The sequence below is a fragment of the Pseudomonas nicosulfuronedens genome (assembly GCF_005877905.1).
Taxonomy (GTDB): Bacteria; Pseudomonadota; Gammaproteobacteria; order Pseudomonadales; family Pseudomonadaceae; genus Pseudomonas; species Pseudomonas nicosulfuronedens.
On record NZ_SWDV01000071.1, the window covers coordinates 1 to 13,183 of the forward strand.

Consider the following 13,183-nt stretch of genomic DNA (forward strand, 5'->3'; position numbering starts at 1 on the left):
TACAAACCTTGCCTTCAGTAGTAACAAACCCCATTTTAAGTCTCGAAGAATACAAAAGGCCCGGCAAGTTCCCCTGCCGGGCCTTTCTCATTTCAGCGCCCCGCGATCAGCAGGTGCAGCACATCATCGGCATGCCGTTGCAGCTCATCATCATGGGCATGCCGCAGTCCATCATCTTGTTCATCAGCTGGCAGCAGTTGTTGAGCATGTCCATGCTCATACCCTGCATCGGCATCATCTTGCACAGCATCATGTCGCCCTGCAGGGAGCACTCCATCATGCACTTCATGGCGGGCATGCCCATGTTCATGCCCATCATCGGCATCGGCATCATCGGGTTCATCATGCCCATCATCGGCATCATGGCCATGGCCGGCTGGGACAGGCCCATCATCATCAGGTTGCCGCAGTGCATCATCATCGGCATGCCGCAGTTCATCATCATCGCCATCATCTCGGCGCTGTTGCGGAACAGGGCCATTTCCATGCCCATGGCCGGCTTCATGCGGCACAGCATGCCGTCGTCGAGCATCTCGCATTCCAGGGTCGCCATCATCATCGGCATGCCCATCATCGGCATCATGGCGTTGGTGTTCATCGGCATCTGCATGGCGTTCATCATGGTGGAGCTCCCTGAATCGATTGGAATGAAGTGCTGCGAATGGGGCCGATTCTAGGAAGGCGCAGCGGCGCGACAAGATGGCGGGGGAACGGCGGTTTCTGTCGCATCCCCTCGCGATTCGGATTCGATGATTTCCGCTTTGTTCGCAATAGCTTCAGTTACGACGCTGAAACGAATTCCAGCGAATCCCTGGAGTGACTTTCGGCAACATGGATATCCCATCCAGTGCTTAGCAAAGAACCGTAGTGAATATTGAATCTAACCAGCTCGCAAAAACTTCGTTTCCGGCGGCGATCCACGTCCTAGAGCGCTTCCATGCCTATTCCCGACTCGCCAATTCAGGCATATGAGAATGCGTTTTTAATATTTAATGAAATAACTAGTGAGCTTCTATAGTGGCGGTTTGGTTCAACTGTCATCCCATCGCAAGGAAGTCCCATGCTCCGCCACCTGCTCGCCGCCAGCCTCGTCCTGGCGCTGTTCGGCTGCGCCACTGCGCCCGCTCCTTCCGTCCATACCACCAACCCCAGCACCTCGACGCTGCAAGGCGACCCCACGCGGCCGGCACAGGCGCAGTGGCTGCGTACCGAGTTGTACTTCGCGCTGGGCCAGGAGAACGGCAAGGAGAAGATCAGCGAGCAGCGCTGGCGGCAGTTCCTCGACCAGGAGGTAACGCCGCGCTTCCCGGACGGCTTCACCGCCTACGATGCCTACGGCCAGTGGCGCGACCACGGCGCGCCGGCGCCGGAACGCTTGAGCACCAAGGTGATCGTGATCCTGCATGAGGACAGCGCCGCACGCGGCCAGGACATCGAGGCGATCCGCCTGGCGTGGAAGCGCATCACCGGCGACCTCTCCGTGCTGCGGCTGTCGCAACCGGCGCAGGTTTCCTTCTGATGAGCGAATTCCGCGAAACGCTGTACGCGGGTTACGCCCAGGCGCTGAGCGTCGATGAGCCGATCTACCAGGGCAATACCGGCCAGCAGGAGGTACAGGTGTTCCGCAACCGGCGCTTCGGCCGTGTGCTGACGCTGGATGGCGTGGTGCAGACCACCGAGGCGGACGAGTTCGTCTACCACGAGATGCTCGCCCACGTGCCGATTCTCGCCCATGGCGCGGTGCGCCGGGTGCTGGTGATCGGCGTGGGCGATGGCGGCATCCTGCGGGAGATCGTGCGGCATGCCGGCATCGAGGACATCGTCGCGGTGGAGATCGACCCGCAGGTGGTCGAACTGTGCCGCGAGCTGTTGCCGAATCATTCGGCCGGCGCGCTGGACGATCCGCGCCTGCGGCTGGTCTACGCCGATGGCCTGGAGTACCTGGCGCAGAGCCGCGAGCGCTTCGACCTGATCCTCTGCGATTCGACCGATCCGGGTGGCCCCGCTGCCAGTCTGTTCACCGATGCCTTCTACCGCAACTGCCAGCAGCGCCTGGGCGCCAGCGGCATCCTCGCCACGCAGAACGGCGTGCCCTTCCTCCAGCCGGAGGAACTGGGCGGCACGGCGCGGCGGTTGGCGGACAGTTTCGCCGATTGGGGCTTCTTCCATGCGGCGGTACCGACCTACATCGGCGGCAGCATGGCCTTCGGCTGGGCGTCGAACAGCGAGAAGGTCCGCCGCACCGACCTGGAAACCTTGCGCCAGCGCTTCACGAAGAGCGGCCTGGTGACCCGTTACTACACCCCCGAGGTGCACCAGGCGGCGTTTGCCTTGCCGCGCTACATGCTAGACCTGATCGAGGCCGGGCTTCAGCGCGACGCCTGAGGGTTGTCCAGGCGCTGCGGCGTCCAGTCCGGATCACGGGCGCGAACCGGACTGCTGACCTGCAGCACCGCGGTGCCGAAGCGCTGCTTGAAGTCCGCGCCGATCTGCGCCAGGGCCTGGCGCGTGTAGGGGTTGTCGGCGTGGATCAGGATCAGCATCCGCGACGGCAGCTTCTCCGGCCCGCCACTGGGGCCGCGCCACTGGCCGTGCAGGTCGAGCCAGCTCAAGCCGTCGGGGAAACGCGGCGTCACCTCGCGGGCAAGGAAGTCCTCCCACTGCGACAGCTCCACCGCTTCCAGGTACAGCTCGGTGCGCAGCATGCGCCGGCCGCTGGCTTCTCCGCTGGCGCTGGCGGTCGGTTCGTTCAACCAGAGCCCGAGCACTGCAGCGAGGAGCACAATCAAGGCGCCATTGCGCCACAGCACTTTCGCGCGCATCAGGCGCCCTCCTCCGACCAGCTTCGCGCCCGCACCGCTCGCGGACGCAGGATCAGTTGCAGCACGGCGCCCAACGCCAGCACACCGACGCCGAGCAAGGCGCCCCAGCCGACATAGGCGACGCTGGAATACAGCATGTACAGGCACACCGCGAGGAAGCCCAGCGGCAGCCAGGGATAGAGCGGCACGCGGATCGGCCGGGGCACTTCCGGGTGGCGGCGGCGCAGGATGATCAGCGCCACGCTGCTGAGGCTGAGGAACAGCCAGTACACCGGGGTCATGTACTCCACCATGGTGTTGAAGCCATTGCCGCTCCAGCCGCCGACCGCAATCAGCAAGAGTGCCACCACGCCCTCGGCCAGCAGCGCGGCGCGTGGAACGCCGTGGCGCACGTCCCAGCGGCCGAGCACGCGCAGCGCCGGTACATCGCTGGCAGCGGCGTAGGTGGTGCGGCTGCCGACGATCAGCGTGGAGTTGATGCTGGCCACCGCGGAGACCACCACCACCGCCATGATCAGCCCGATGCCCGGCGCGCCGAAGGCCAGCCCGAGCAGTTCCAGTGCCGGCGCACCGCTGGCGGCCAGGCCAGCGAAACCCAGGCCGCGGATGAACGCCCAGTTCAGCGCCAGGTAGATCAGCAGCAAGGCCGCCAGTGCGCCAAGCATGGCAGTGAAGATGCCCCGGCGGTTATCGCGCAGCTCCGCCGATAGCGTGGCCGCGTCGCTCCAGCCGCCGAAGGCGAGGAACACGTAGATCAGCGCGGCGGAGAAGCCGGCCACGCCAACCTGCTCCGGCTCCACCGGCAGCGCAACGGGCGGGACGAAGCCGCGCCACTCCAGCCACAGGCCGGCGCCGATGATGCCGAGGAAGCCCGCCGCCACCAGCACCACCAGGCCGGCCTGGGTGCCGAAGCTGGTCCGCCAGCCGACGAGGTTGAGCGCCACCAGCGCGGCGACCAGTCCGCCCGCCAGCAGCACATTGCCCAGCTGGCCGAGGCCGAGCAAGGCGCTGAAATGATCGGCGAAGAGGAAGGCCATCAGCGCGATCCAGCCGGTGTGCAGGATGGCGAAGCGCGACCAGGCGAACAGGAAGCCCACCCGCTGGCCGTAGGCGCGTTCGAGGAAGTGGTAGTCGCCGCCGGGATGGGCGAAGGCCGAGGCCATCTCCACGTAGCACAGGGCGCCGACCATCGACAGCAGGCCGCCGAGCACCCAGACCAGGTAGAAGTGCTCTTCGCCAACGTTGAGCGCCACGGTGGGCGCGGTCTTGAGGATGTCGCTGGTGATCACCATGCCCAGCGTCAGCAGCAGCGCGTGGATGGCGCCCAGGTGCCGGCGCGGGCCGGCCGGCTTGTCAGCGGCGAAGTTGTCAGCCATGGGTCGGCTCCGCAAAAAGAGTCGGGGCCGCGATGCGGCCCCTTGGATTTTCAGAAGAGCCGATCAGAACGAATAGCTCGCACGGGCGTAGTAGTACGCGCCGTTGGAACCGATCGGCGAGAGCACGTCGTACGGCAGGTTGCCGCCGTAGTTGATTTCCGAGCTGGATCGTTCCGGGTAGTTGTCGGTGAGGTTGTTGCCGCCCACCGCCAGGCTGAACTGCGGGGTGAACTTGTAGGCCACCTCGGCATCCAGCTGCCATACCGCGCCGTAGGTCTGCTCCGGGTGGTAGCCGTCGCCGAAGTCGAACACGCGGGTGGTCTCGCCCTGCCGGGTCAGGCGGCCGAGCAGGTTCCACTGCGCATCGCTCCAGGTGGTGGTGAGGATGAAGCGGTCCCTGGGCGCGGCGTCGGTGAGGGTGTTGCGCTCCTCCACGCCGACCAGCGCGTCCTCGCCGATGCCGAGATTGGACAGCTGCTGCGGAGTGGCCTTGGTGCTGCGCACCTTGGTGTGGTTGTAGGTGTACGCGGTGGTCACGCCCAGCTGGCCGCCGACGAAGGGCTGGTGGTAGTTGAGCACCAGCTCGGCGCCATCGGTGCGGGTGTCGGCGGCGTTGGTGAAGAAGTTCACGTCGTGCACGCCGGCTACGCCGAAGTTGTCCTGGATGAACTGCTCCATGGCGTCGCTGCCGATGCGCTGGGACAGGGTGATGCGGTCATCGACGTCGATACGGAACACATCGAAGGACAGGTCGAAGCGATCATTGAGCTGCGCGGTCAGGCCCAGGCTGAAGTTCTTCGAGGTCTCCGGGTCGAGCTTCTCGGCGCCCAGCGCGCGGGCGATCGGATCGTTCACCGAGAGCACGCGGATATCGGTCAGCGTGCCGCCGTCGCCGAAGTTGCTGGTGGTGCTCTGGTAGCCGACCTGGGCCAGCGATGGCGCACGGAAGTTGGTGGACGCCGCGCCGCGCAGGGCCAGTACCGGAGTCAGCTGGTAACGCCCGCTGAGCTTGCCGGTGAGCTTGCTGCCAGCATCGTCGTAGCGCTCCCAGCGTGCAGCGGCATCGACGAAGAACTGGTCGGTGAGATCCCCCGACAGATCGATGTAGGTGCCGAAGACATTGCGGTCGATATCCGACTCTTCGCTGGGGCGCAGGCCGTTGGCGCCGTCCGCGCCGACGCCGTAGTACGAGGCCTCGTCGCCGGCGGTGGTGATGTAATTCTCGTAGCGGTACTCGCCACCGAGCGCGAGCACGAAGGGCCGCCCGGCCAGGCTCAGCTCGCGGCTGAGGTCGAGGTTGGCGACGCTCTGGCGCAGCTCGTAATCACCCGTGTCGAAGCGGGTCGGTGTGTCTTCGCCCAGCGAGGCGTTGAGGGTACGCCGGGTCGAGGATTCGAAGCGGTTGCGACCGTGGGTGACGCTGGCGTCGTAGTCCCAGGTGTCGGCGATCAGGCCCTTGTAACCCAGGGTCCCGGAGAGGTCGGTGTTGTCGCCCAGGGACTGCGGCAGGTAGCCGTTGGGGTAGATCTCCGGGTGCTCGTCCGGGTAGCGGTAGAACTCCGCGCCCGTGGTGTGGCGCTCGTTGTACAGGCCGAAGGAATAGAGCTTGCCGCTGCCCAGGGCGACATCGCCGTTGAACCAGGCATTGACGTCACGCGCCAGGCCATCGCCCATCACATAGTTGCGTTGCCCGGGGGTGTCGGCAAAGCCGTCGTAGCCGGCGCGGTTGGTCGGCTCGCGGTTGATGAATTCCGCGCCGCCACGGACGAAGCCGTCCTCGCCCAGGCGGGTGCCGGCCTTGGCGGCGGTGTAGGAGTTCTGGCCGTCGGTGGTGGTCTTGCCGATGGCGTCCTGGTGGGTGTGGTAGGCGCCATAGCTGGTGGTCACCTCGCCGCCTTCGGGGGCGTCGTCGAGGATGATGTTGATCACCCCGGCAATGGCATCGGAGCCGTACTGCGCACCGGCGCCGTCGCGCAGCACTTCGATGCGCTTGATGGCGCTGATGGGGATCGAGTTGAAGTCCACCGGCGCGGTGCCGCGGCCGATCTTCGACGAGTCGTTGACCAGCGCCGAGGTGTGCTGGCGCTTGCCGTTGATCAGCACCAGCACCTGGTCCGGGCTCATGCCGCGCAGCTGGGCGGCACGCACATGGTCAGCACCACCGGAGTTGGACTGGCGCGGGAAGTTGAAGGACGGCAGCAGCGTCGCCAGGGCCTGGCCCAGTTCGCCACCGACGGCGCCGGTGGATTGCAGGTCCTGCGCGGTGAGCACATCCACCGGTACGGGGGAATCCAGCAGAGTGCGGTTGTTTCCGCGGGTGCCGGTGACCAGCACGGTCTCCAGCTTGGTGGTGGCCTCGGGGGTCGACGAGCTTTCGTCGGCGTGCGCGGAGGCCTGGGCGATGACCGAGGCCACCGCAACGGCAATAAGGGAACGGGATAACACGCGAAATACTCCTGTCTCGCTTAAAGAGCGCCACTCGCCGTTGGCGGCGAGTCCGGAACTCCGCTTTTTTGGGTTCTCTTGACTTGAGCGGTTGGTGTCGGAAGTCCGGAAACCGCGAGCGACTGTCCTCCGCTCAGGTGGAGAAAACAGTGCTCGGGAAAGCGCTCCAGGTGTCACGGCCGGTCACTCTTCGTAATGAGCGAAAAGGCGCGGCTCTCGGTATCGCGGGTCATCCGTGACCCGATGGGGAAGGCGTCATCCTAGCTAGTGGCAGAATGCTTTCAAACGAATAAAAAATGCTTTGTTTATAACTATTTAAAGTGACCCGGCAGCAACAGCAGCCAGTGTTGCTGAAGCAACAGCCAGCCCTTCAGTCGAAGGCCTTGCGCTCCCATTCGTCCTCGGGAATGTCCAGCGCGACGCCGGAGAAACGCTCCTCACGGAACGGGTCAGCCTCGTTGTGGAAGCCGTTGCGCTCCCAGAACCCGTGGCGGTCGCTGGTGCTGAACTCCAGCTCGCGCAACCACTTCGCGCTCTTCCAGAAATAGCGCCCGGCGATCACCAGCCGCAGCGGCCAGCCATGCACCGGGGTGAGTGGTTCGCCGGCGTAATGCGTGGCGAGCAGGCTGTCCGGACGCAGCAAGTCCTCCAGCGGCAGGTTGGTCTCATAGTCGTGATCGGCGTAGGCCATGACGAACTGCCCGGCTGGCTGCACACCGTAGTGCTCGAACAAGTCGGACAGGTGCACGCCGCGCCAGGCGGTGTCGAACTTCGACCAGCGCGTGACGCAATGGATATCGCAGACCAGCTCACGCTGCGGCAAGGCCAGCAGATCGTCCAGGCTCAGTTCCAGCGGCTGCGGCCCGGGATTTTGCCCAGACAGCGCACCGGACAGGCGCAGGCGCCAGGTTTCGCGCGCGTATTCCGGTACCTCGCCCTCATGGAGGATCGGAAAACGCTCGGTCAGTACCTGCCCCGGCGGCAGGCGCTCGCCATAGCGCGGGTCGCCCTTGGGCGAACGCGCCTTCTTCAGGCGCCCGGCCTTGTCATGCATCGTCCGATCCTCAGTTGGCCAGCGGAATCCACGGCGCCTGCGCGACCTTCTGCGCCTCACCGAAGGCCGGTACCTTGCGCGCCAGGTCGCGGACGTTCTTCACGTCCAGGTCCAGCAATTGCTGGCGGGTGATCAGGGTTGGCGGCACCAGCACCTGCTCGCCGGGATTTTCTCCGGCGATGCGCAGCGCCAGGCTGCGTACGCTGATGGCGCCGGCCACTTCCGGATTGACCGCGGCAGTGGCGCTCCAGGCGCTGCCCTCCTCCTTCATGATCTGGATGTCGGCCGTGGAAATATCGGCGCTGTAGATCTTCACCTGTTTGCCCAGGCCGGCTTCGTCCACCGCGATCTTCACGCCCTTGGCGAACTCGTCGAAGGGTGCGAAGAACACGCTGATGCCAGGGTTGGCACGCAGCACCGCGCTGGCCTGATCAGCCACCGAGTTGGCGATGGGGGCATTGAGCGTGCCGAAGCGCGCCTTCTCGACGATGCCGGGGTTTTCGGCCTTCACCTGGCGCCAGATTTCGTCGCGGCGCTCCATGGGGGTGAAGCCGTCGATGTACACATAACCGGCTTCGAAGGCGTTGCCGTTGTCCTGCAGCACCTGCTTGAGCGCCAGGCGCGCCAGCTCGCGGTGATCCTGCTCGACGCGGGTGATGCGCGGGTCGTTCACGTCGACGTCGAAGGTCACCACCTTGATGCCCTTGGCCAGCGCCTTGTCGATGGAATCCTTGAGCGTCTCCGCCAGGCCGAGCTGGACGATGATGCCGTCCACGCCCAGGTCGATGGCCTGCTCCAGCATCTCGCGCTGGGTGGCCGCCTGCTGGCGGGCGTCGAACACGCGCAGCTTCACGTCCAGCGCATCGGCCTGCTTCTCCACGCCGCGCAGGTAGGCCTCGGGGAAGTCGCCGGAGAACAGGTAGCCGACCAGCGCGATCTGCACGCCGCCCTTGTCGAAAGGTGCCGGCGCACCAGGCAGACCAGCCGCCAGCGCAGAGGTTGCGCCGGACAACAACAGGCCGGCGGCGAACAACGCGCGCAGGGATTTGGCGGGGGTGAATTTCATCCGTTGAATCTCCGAAAAAAGCGATCAGCGCCCGCGCCGGGCCAGACCGAAAGTGAACATCAGGGCCGAGACCAGCACGGCACCCTTGACGAAATCCTGCGCGTAGTAAGGCGCGTTGAGCATGGTCAGGCCGTTGAGCAACGTGGCCACCAGCACGGCGCCCACCAGGGTGCCGAAGGCATTGGGCTTCTGCGCGCCGAGGACGGCAAAGCCGATCAGCGCGGCACCGAGCGCATCGAGCACCAGCCCGTTGCCAGAGCTGACGTCGCCCCGCCCCAGGCGCGCAGCCAACAACAAGCCACCCAGCGAGGCGAGCAACGCCGACAGCACGTAGGCGAGCAGCTTGTAGCGCTCCACCGGCGCACCCGCGAGGCGCGCGGCCTGCTCGTTGCCGCCAATGGCGTAGAACAGCCGGCCCGGCCGCGTGCGTTCGAGGAACAGCCAGACCAGCAGCGCGCAGCCAAGCATGATCACCACGGGCACCGGTACGCGGTCCCACAACTGGGCGCGCCCCAGGGCGAGAAACCCGCTGGCGAAGGCACCCGGCGCTTCATCGCCGTTGGGCAGGGTCATGCCGACGGCGATGGAGCGGCCGCCGGTGGGAATCAGCTGCACGCCCACCACCAGGAACATGCTGCCGAGGGTGGCGAGGATGTCCGGCACGCGCATGCGCACGATCAGCCAGCCATTGAGCAGCCCGACCAGGGTGCCGAGGCCCAGGCTGATGAGGACCGCCGCCAGCGGGCCCCAGCCCAGGACCACCATCACGTAGCTGGCGCTCATCAGGCTCAGCGCGGCGACCGCGCCGATGGACAGGTCCAGCCCGCCCACGGCCATGCTCAGGGTCACGCCCAGGGCGAGCAGCGCGACGATGGACACCGACTGCAAGACCAGGAACAGGTTGCCGACCCGCAGGAAGGCCGGTTCCAGCAACGCGAACACCAGCACCAGCAAGGCCAGCAGCAGGAGCAGCGCGTAGTGGATGAGGAAGTCGAGCAGGCGTGCGACGGACGACGTCGCCGGGCTGCCCACGGCAGTTCTAGACACGCACGGCTCCTTTTTCAGACATGCGAAGTTTCCTGATGCGAAGGGTGGATCGGAGTGAGGTGGGCGACGATCTCGCTGCGTTGCAGATCGTGCCGGGGCAGTTCGGCGACCACCGCGCCGTCGCGGACGACGAGAATGCGGTCGGCGATTTCCAGGGCTTCGTCCGGGTCGCTGCAGATCACCAGCGTGGCGCGGCCGGCGGCGCTGGCGCGGATGCGTTGGCCGATGTCGCGGCGGGCGCGCACGTCGACGCCCTGGAAAGGTTCATCGAGGATCAGCACACGGCCCTGCCCCAGCAGCCAGCGGGCGAGGATGACCTTCTGCTGGTTACCACCGGAGAGCAGTTCCAGCGAGAACTCAATGCCAGGCCCCTTGATGCCGAGTGCGTCGATTTGTTCGGCGACCTTGGCGCGCTCCCGGTCGCGGTCGATGAAGCCAAAGCGTGTGAAGTTGCGCAGGAACGGCAGCGTCATGCTGGCGCGCACCGAGAACCCCGGGACCCGCGAGTTGCGCGCGCGGTCCTCGGCGGCAAAGAACACCCCGGCGGCGATGGCCTCGCGCGGCGTGCGCGGCAGCCAGTCGCGTCCATCGAGACGGATCGTCCCCGCATGGTGCTTGCGCAGGCCGAACAGCACTTCGGCGATCTCGCTCTTGCCCGCGCCGAGCAAGCCAGTCAACGCAACGACTTCGCCTTCATGCAGGTCCAGGTCGAATGCTGAACTATCGGCTTCGAGCTGCCAGTCGCGCAGGGACAGCACCGTTTCGCCACGCTCCAGCGGCTGCAACTGCACATCGCCCAGCGCAGCGCCGAGCATGGATTCCACGGCAGCGCCAAGGTCCAGCGGCGCATTGAATTCGCCCACCAGGCGGCCATCGCGCAGCACCAGCGCGCGGTCCGCTACGCGTTGCAGGTCCGACAGGCGATGGGAGATATAGAGGATCGCCACACCGCGTTCGCGCAGGTGGTCGATGAGATGGAACAGACGCTCGGCTTCGACGGTCGACAGCGATGCGGTGGGTTCGTCGAGTATCAGCAGACGCGGTTTCAGCGCCAGAGCGCGGGACAGGATCACCAGTTGCCGATCGGCTGTACCGAGGGTTTCGATGGGCGCCTGCAGCGGCAGGTGCAATTCCAGGGCCGCAGCGATTTCGGTGGCACGCTTGAGCGCCTTGCCAGGGCTGAACAGGAACGAGCCGGAGGCGCCGCAGAGTTCGTCCAGCAACAGGTTCTCTGCAACGCTCAGGCCGGGCACCACACCCTGCTCCACCTGCTGATGCACCGCGACGATACCGTGGCGGCGGGCATCCTGGGGCGAGGCGAATCGGACTGCCTCGCCATCGATCAGCAACTGCCCGGCATCGTGGACGTGGGACCCGGCAAGAATCTTCACCAGCGTCGACTTGCCCGCGCCATTGGCGCCCAGCAATGCGAGTACCTCGCCGGGGCGGATGTCCAGGTCCAGGTCGACCAGCACGCGATTTTCGGCAAACGACTTGCCGACACCGTCGAGGCGGAGGAATGCGGTGGAAGCAGACTGGGCGGACATGGGGCTCTCGAATCGGCGCGAAAAAGCGAGAGCGCCGTATCAGAGCTTCGCCGTTGGACTGAGCGGCGATTCTTTTATAATCTCAAATCATGCATCAACTTATTTTTAATATCGTTTATGCATAAGCTAACAACCGCTCCACCGCTGCGCCCCTCGCTGTTCGCCCAGCAACAGCGGCCGAAAAAACGGCTGACGCGTCCGCAGGCGGACGGTTAGCATCCTGAGCATTCAACCCGGAAGTGAGTAGTCGAGATGGCGAACGAAACCTACATTCCCCCCCGCGTCTGGACCTGGGACAAGAGCAACGGCGGCACCTTCGCCAGTATCAACCGGCCCGTCGCCGGCCCGACCCACGACAAGCAGCTGCCGCGCGGCAAGCACCCGTTGCAGCTGTATTCGCTGGCCACGCCCAACGGCGTGAAGGTCACCATCCTGCTCGAGGAGCTGCTGGAACTGGGCGTGACCGACGCCGAGTACGATGCCTGGCCGATCAAGATCGGCGACGGCGACCAGTTCGGCAGCGGTTTCGTCGAGATCAACCCGAACTCGAAGATCCCCGCCCTGCTGGACACCAGCGTCAAGCCGGAGCTGCGCATCTTCGAATCGGGCTCGATCCTGGTGTACCTCGCGGAAAAGTTCGGCCACTTCCTGCCCAGGGACCTGGCCAAGCGCACCGAGACGCTGAACTGGCTGTTCTGGCAGATGGGCAGCGCGCCCTTCCTCGGCGGCGGCTTCGGCCACTTCTACGCCTATGCGCCGGAGAAGTACGAGTACCCGATCAACCGCTACGCCATGGAGGTCAAGCGCCAGCTCGACGTGCTCGACCGCCAGCTCGCCGAAAACCGCTACATCGCCGGCGACGAGTACAGCATCGCCGACATGGCGATCTGGCCCTGGTACGGCGCGCTGCTGAACAACCATGTGTACGAGGCGGCCGAGTTCCTCGACGTGGAGAGCTACACCCACGTGCGCCGCTGGACCGACGAAATCGCCGCGCGCCCGGCGGTACAGCGTGGCCGGCGGGTCAACCGCACCTGGGGCGATGATGCGTTGCCGGAGCGGCACAGTGCGGAAGATTTCACGCGCTGAGGCTGTCACTGATATCCCCGAGTGAATCGGGTTCGCGAGCAAGCTCGCTCCTACAGGACCAGCGCTGGCTTTGGCTTTGGCTTGATGAGTCTTCCAGAGAGACGCCCACACGCTCCGAACCGCCCCGTTCAGGAGGCCTCGTTGAATTGGAGTTTCAGGGGTTGAGCGGCAGGGATGTCGCGAGAGCGCTGTCGGGCCAGGGATGGCCCGTCAGCGCGTGCCCCTGAAACTTCAATTCAACGAGGGAATTTTTCGCCTAGGCGAAAAACCGGATGTCCGGGGCAAGACCTTTTGGTTCCTTTTGGGGCGTTTGCCAAAAGGGACTCGCCCGAGGGGGCGAAACCGGAAGTTCGCGCGCACGCCGAAGCGACGCAGGAAACCAAGGCGCGAGGCATACACATCGCGGACGGAGTCCGCTCCTACGAACAGGCGCCGTGCCACAGCGGTTCGCGAGCAAGCTCGCTCCTACGAAAAGCAAAAAACCGGGCCCTCTTTCGAGGCCCCGGTTTCTGCATTTCAGCGAGCGCTTACTTGCCAGCCGTCAGCGCGTTGTAGCTGGTCATCAGATTCCGGTAATCCGGAATGTGGTTGGAGCACAGCGCCGCCAGCCCTTCGATGTCGTTGCGCCAGTCGCGGTGCAGCTCACAGGCCACGCCGAACCAGGTCATCAGCTGCGCACCGGCCGCTTCCATCCGACGCCAGGCGGCGTCACGGGTCATCTCGTTGAAGGTGCCGGA

At 65.4% G+C, this 13,183-nt stretch carries 11 protein-coding genes and 1 pseudogene; 3 read left to right on the top strand and 9 right to left on the bottom strand.

From position 1 onward, the window contains the following. Positions 1–106: 106 nt before the first annotated feature. Positions 107–622, bottom strand: a complete 516-nt coding sequence (locus FAS41_RS29725) for a hypothetical protein (protein ID WP_138526856.1) — start codon at positions 620–622, stop codon at positions 107–109. Positions 623–1,060: 438 nt separating this feature from the next. Here FAS41_RS29725 and FAS41_RS29730 point away from each other — a divergent pair, with 438 nt between their 5' ends. Further along, entirely contained in the window at positions 1,061–1,519 is a 459-nt protein-coding gene (locus FAS41_RS29730; protein ID WP_138526857.1) for a DUF3574 domain-containing protein, read from the top strand. Continuing rightward, the gene (gene speE / locus FAS41_RS29735; protein ID WP_138526858.1) at positions 1,519–2,385 is read left to right on the top strand and encodes a polyamine aminopropyltransferase; all 867 of its coding nucleotides are present in this window, start codon (positions 1,519–1,521) and stop codon (positions 2,383–2,385) included. Before FAS41_RS29730 ends, speE begins: the two co-directional genes overlap by 1 nt. On the opposite strand, the gene FAS41_RS29740 is transcribed toward speE, so the two are convergent. The 7 genes from FAS41_RS29740 to FAS41_RS29770 form a co-directional block, all read right to left on the bottom strand. Continuing rightward, complete coding sequence (locus FAS41_RS29740; RefSeq protein ID WP_138526859.1) at positions 2,370–2,822, bottom strand: DUF3574 domain-containing protein; 453 nt, start codon at positions 2,820–2,822, stop codon at positions 2,370–2,372. The genes speE and FAS41_RS29740 overlap by 16 nt on opposite strands. Then, a complete protein-coding gene (locus FAS41_RS29745; RefSeq protein WP_138526860.1) occupies positions 2,822–4,198 on the bottom strand; it encodes an APC family permease in 1,377 nt (458 codons plus the stop codon). The genes FAS41_RS29740 and FAS41_RS29745 overlap by 1 nt, the downstream gene beginning before the upstream one ends. A gap of 63 nt (positions 4,199–4,261) precedes the next feature. Further along, positions 4,262–6,643 (bottom strand): TonB-dependent receptor plug domain-containing protein, encoded by a 2,382-nt coding sequence (locus tag FAS41_RS29750; protein WP_138526861.1) that lies wholly within the window; start codon positions 6,641–6,643, stop codon positions 4,262–4,264. Between the two features lie 370 nt (positions 6,644–7,013). Beyond that, entirely contained in the window at positions 7,014–7,697 is a 684-nt protein-coding gene (locus FAS41_RS29755) for a sulfite oxidase-like oxidoreductase (RefSeq protein ID WP_138526862.1), read from the bottom strand. Positions 7,698–7,707: 10 nt separating this feature from the next. Continuing rightward, on the bottom strand, positions 7,708–8,763 hold the full coding sequence (locus FAS41_RS29760; protein WP_138526863.1) for a substrate-binding domain-containing protein: 1,056 nt from the start codon (positions 8,761–8,763) through the stop codon (positions 7,708–7,710). A 24-nt stretch (positions 8,764–8,787) separates the two neighbouring features. After that, a complete protein-coding gene (locus FAS41_RS29765) occupies positions 8,788–9,810 on the bottom strand; it encodes an ABC transporter permease (protein WP_138526864.1) in 1,023 nt (340 codons plus the stop codon). A gap of 14 nt (positions 9,811–9,824) precedes the next feature. Beyond that, complete coding sequence (locus FAS41_RS29770; protein ID WP_138526865.1) at positions 9,825–11,357, bottom strand: sugar ABC transporter ATP-binding protein; 1,533 nt, start codon at positions 11,355–11,357, stop codon at positions 9,825–9,827. 252 nt (positions 11,358–11,609) lie between these two features. On the opposite strand from FAS41_RS29770, the gene yghU reads away from it, so the two are divergent. Further along, positions 11,610–12,446: a glutathione-dependent disulfide-bond oxidoreductase gene (gene yghU, locus FAS41_RS29775; RefSeq protein WP_138526866.1), complete on the top strand. Its 837-nt coding sequence runs from the start codon at positions 11,610–11,612 to the stop codon at positions 12,444–12,446. 527 nt (positions 12,447–12,973) lie between these two features. On the opposite strand, the pseudogene FAS41_RS29780 reads toward yghU, so the two are convergent. Beyond that, positions 12,974–13,183, bottom strand: a pseudogene (locus tag FAS41_RS29780) (hydrolase); the annotation flags it as partial.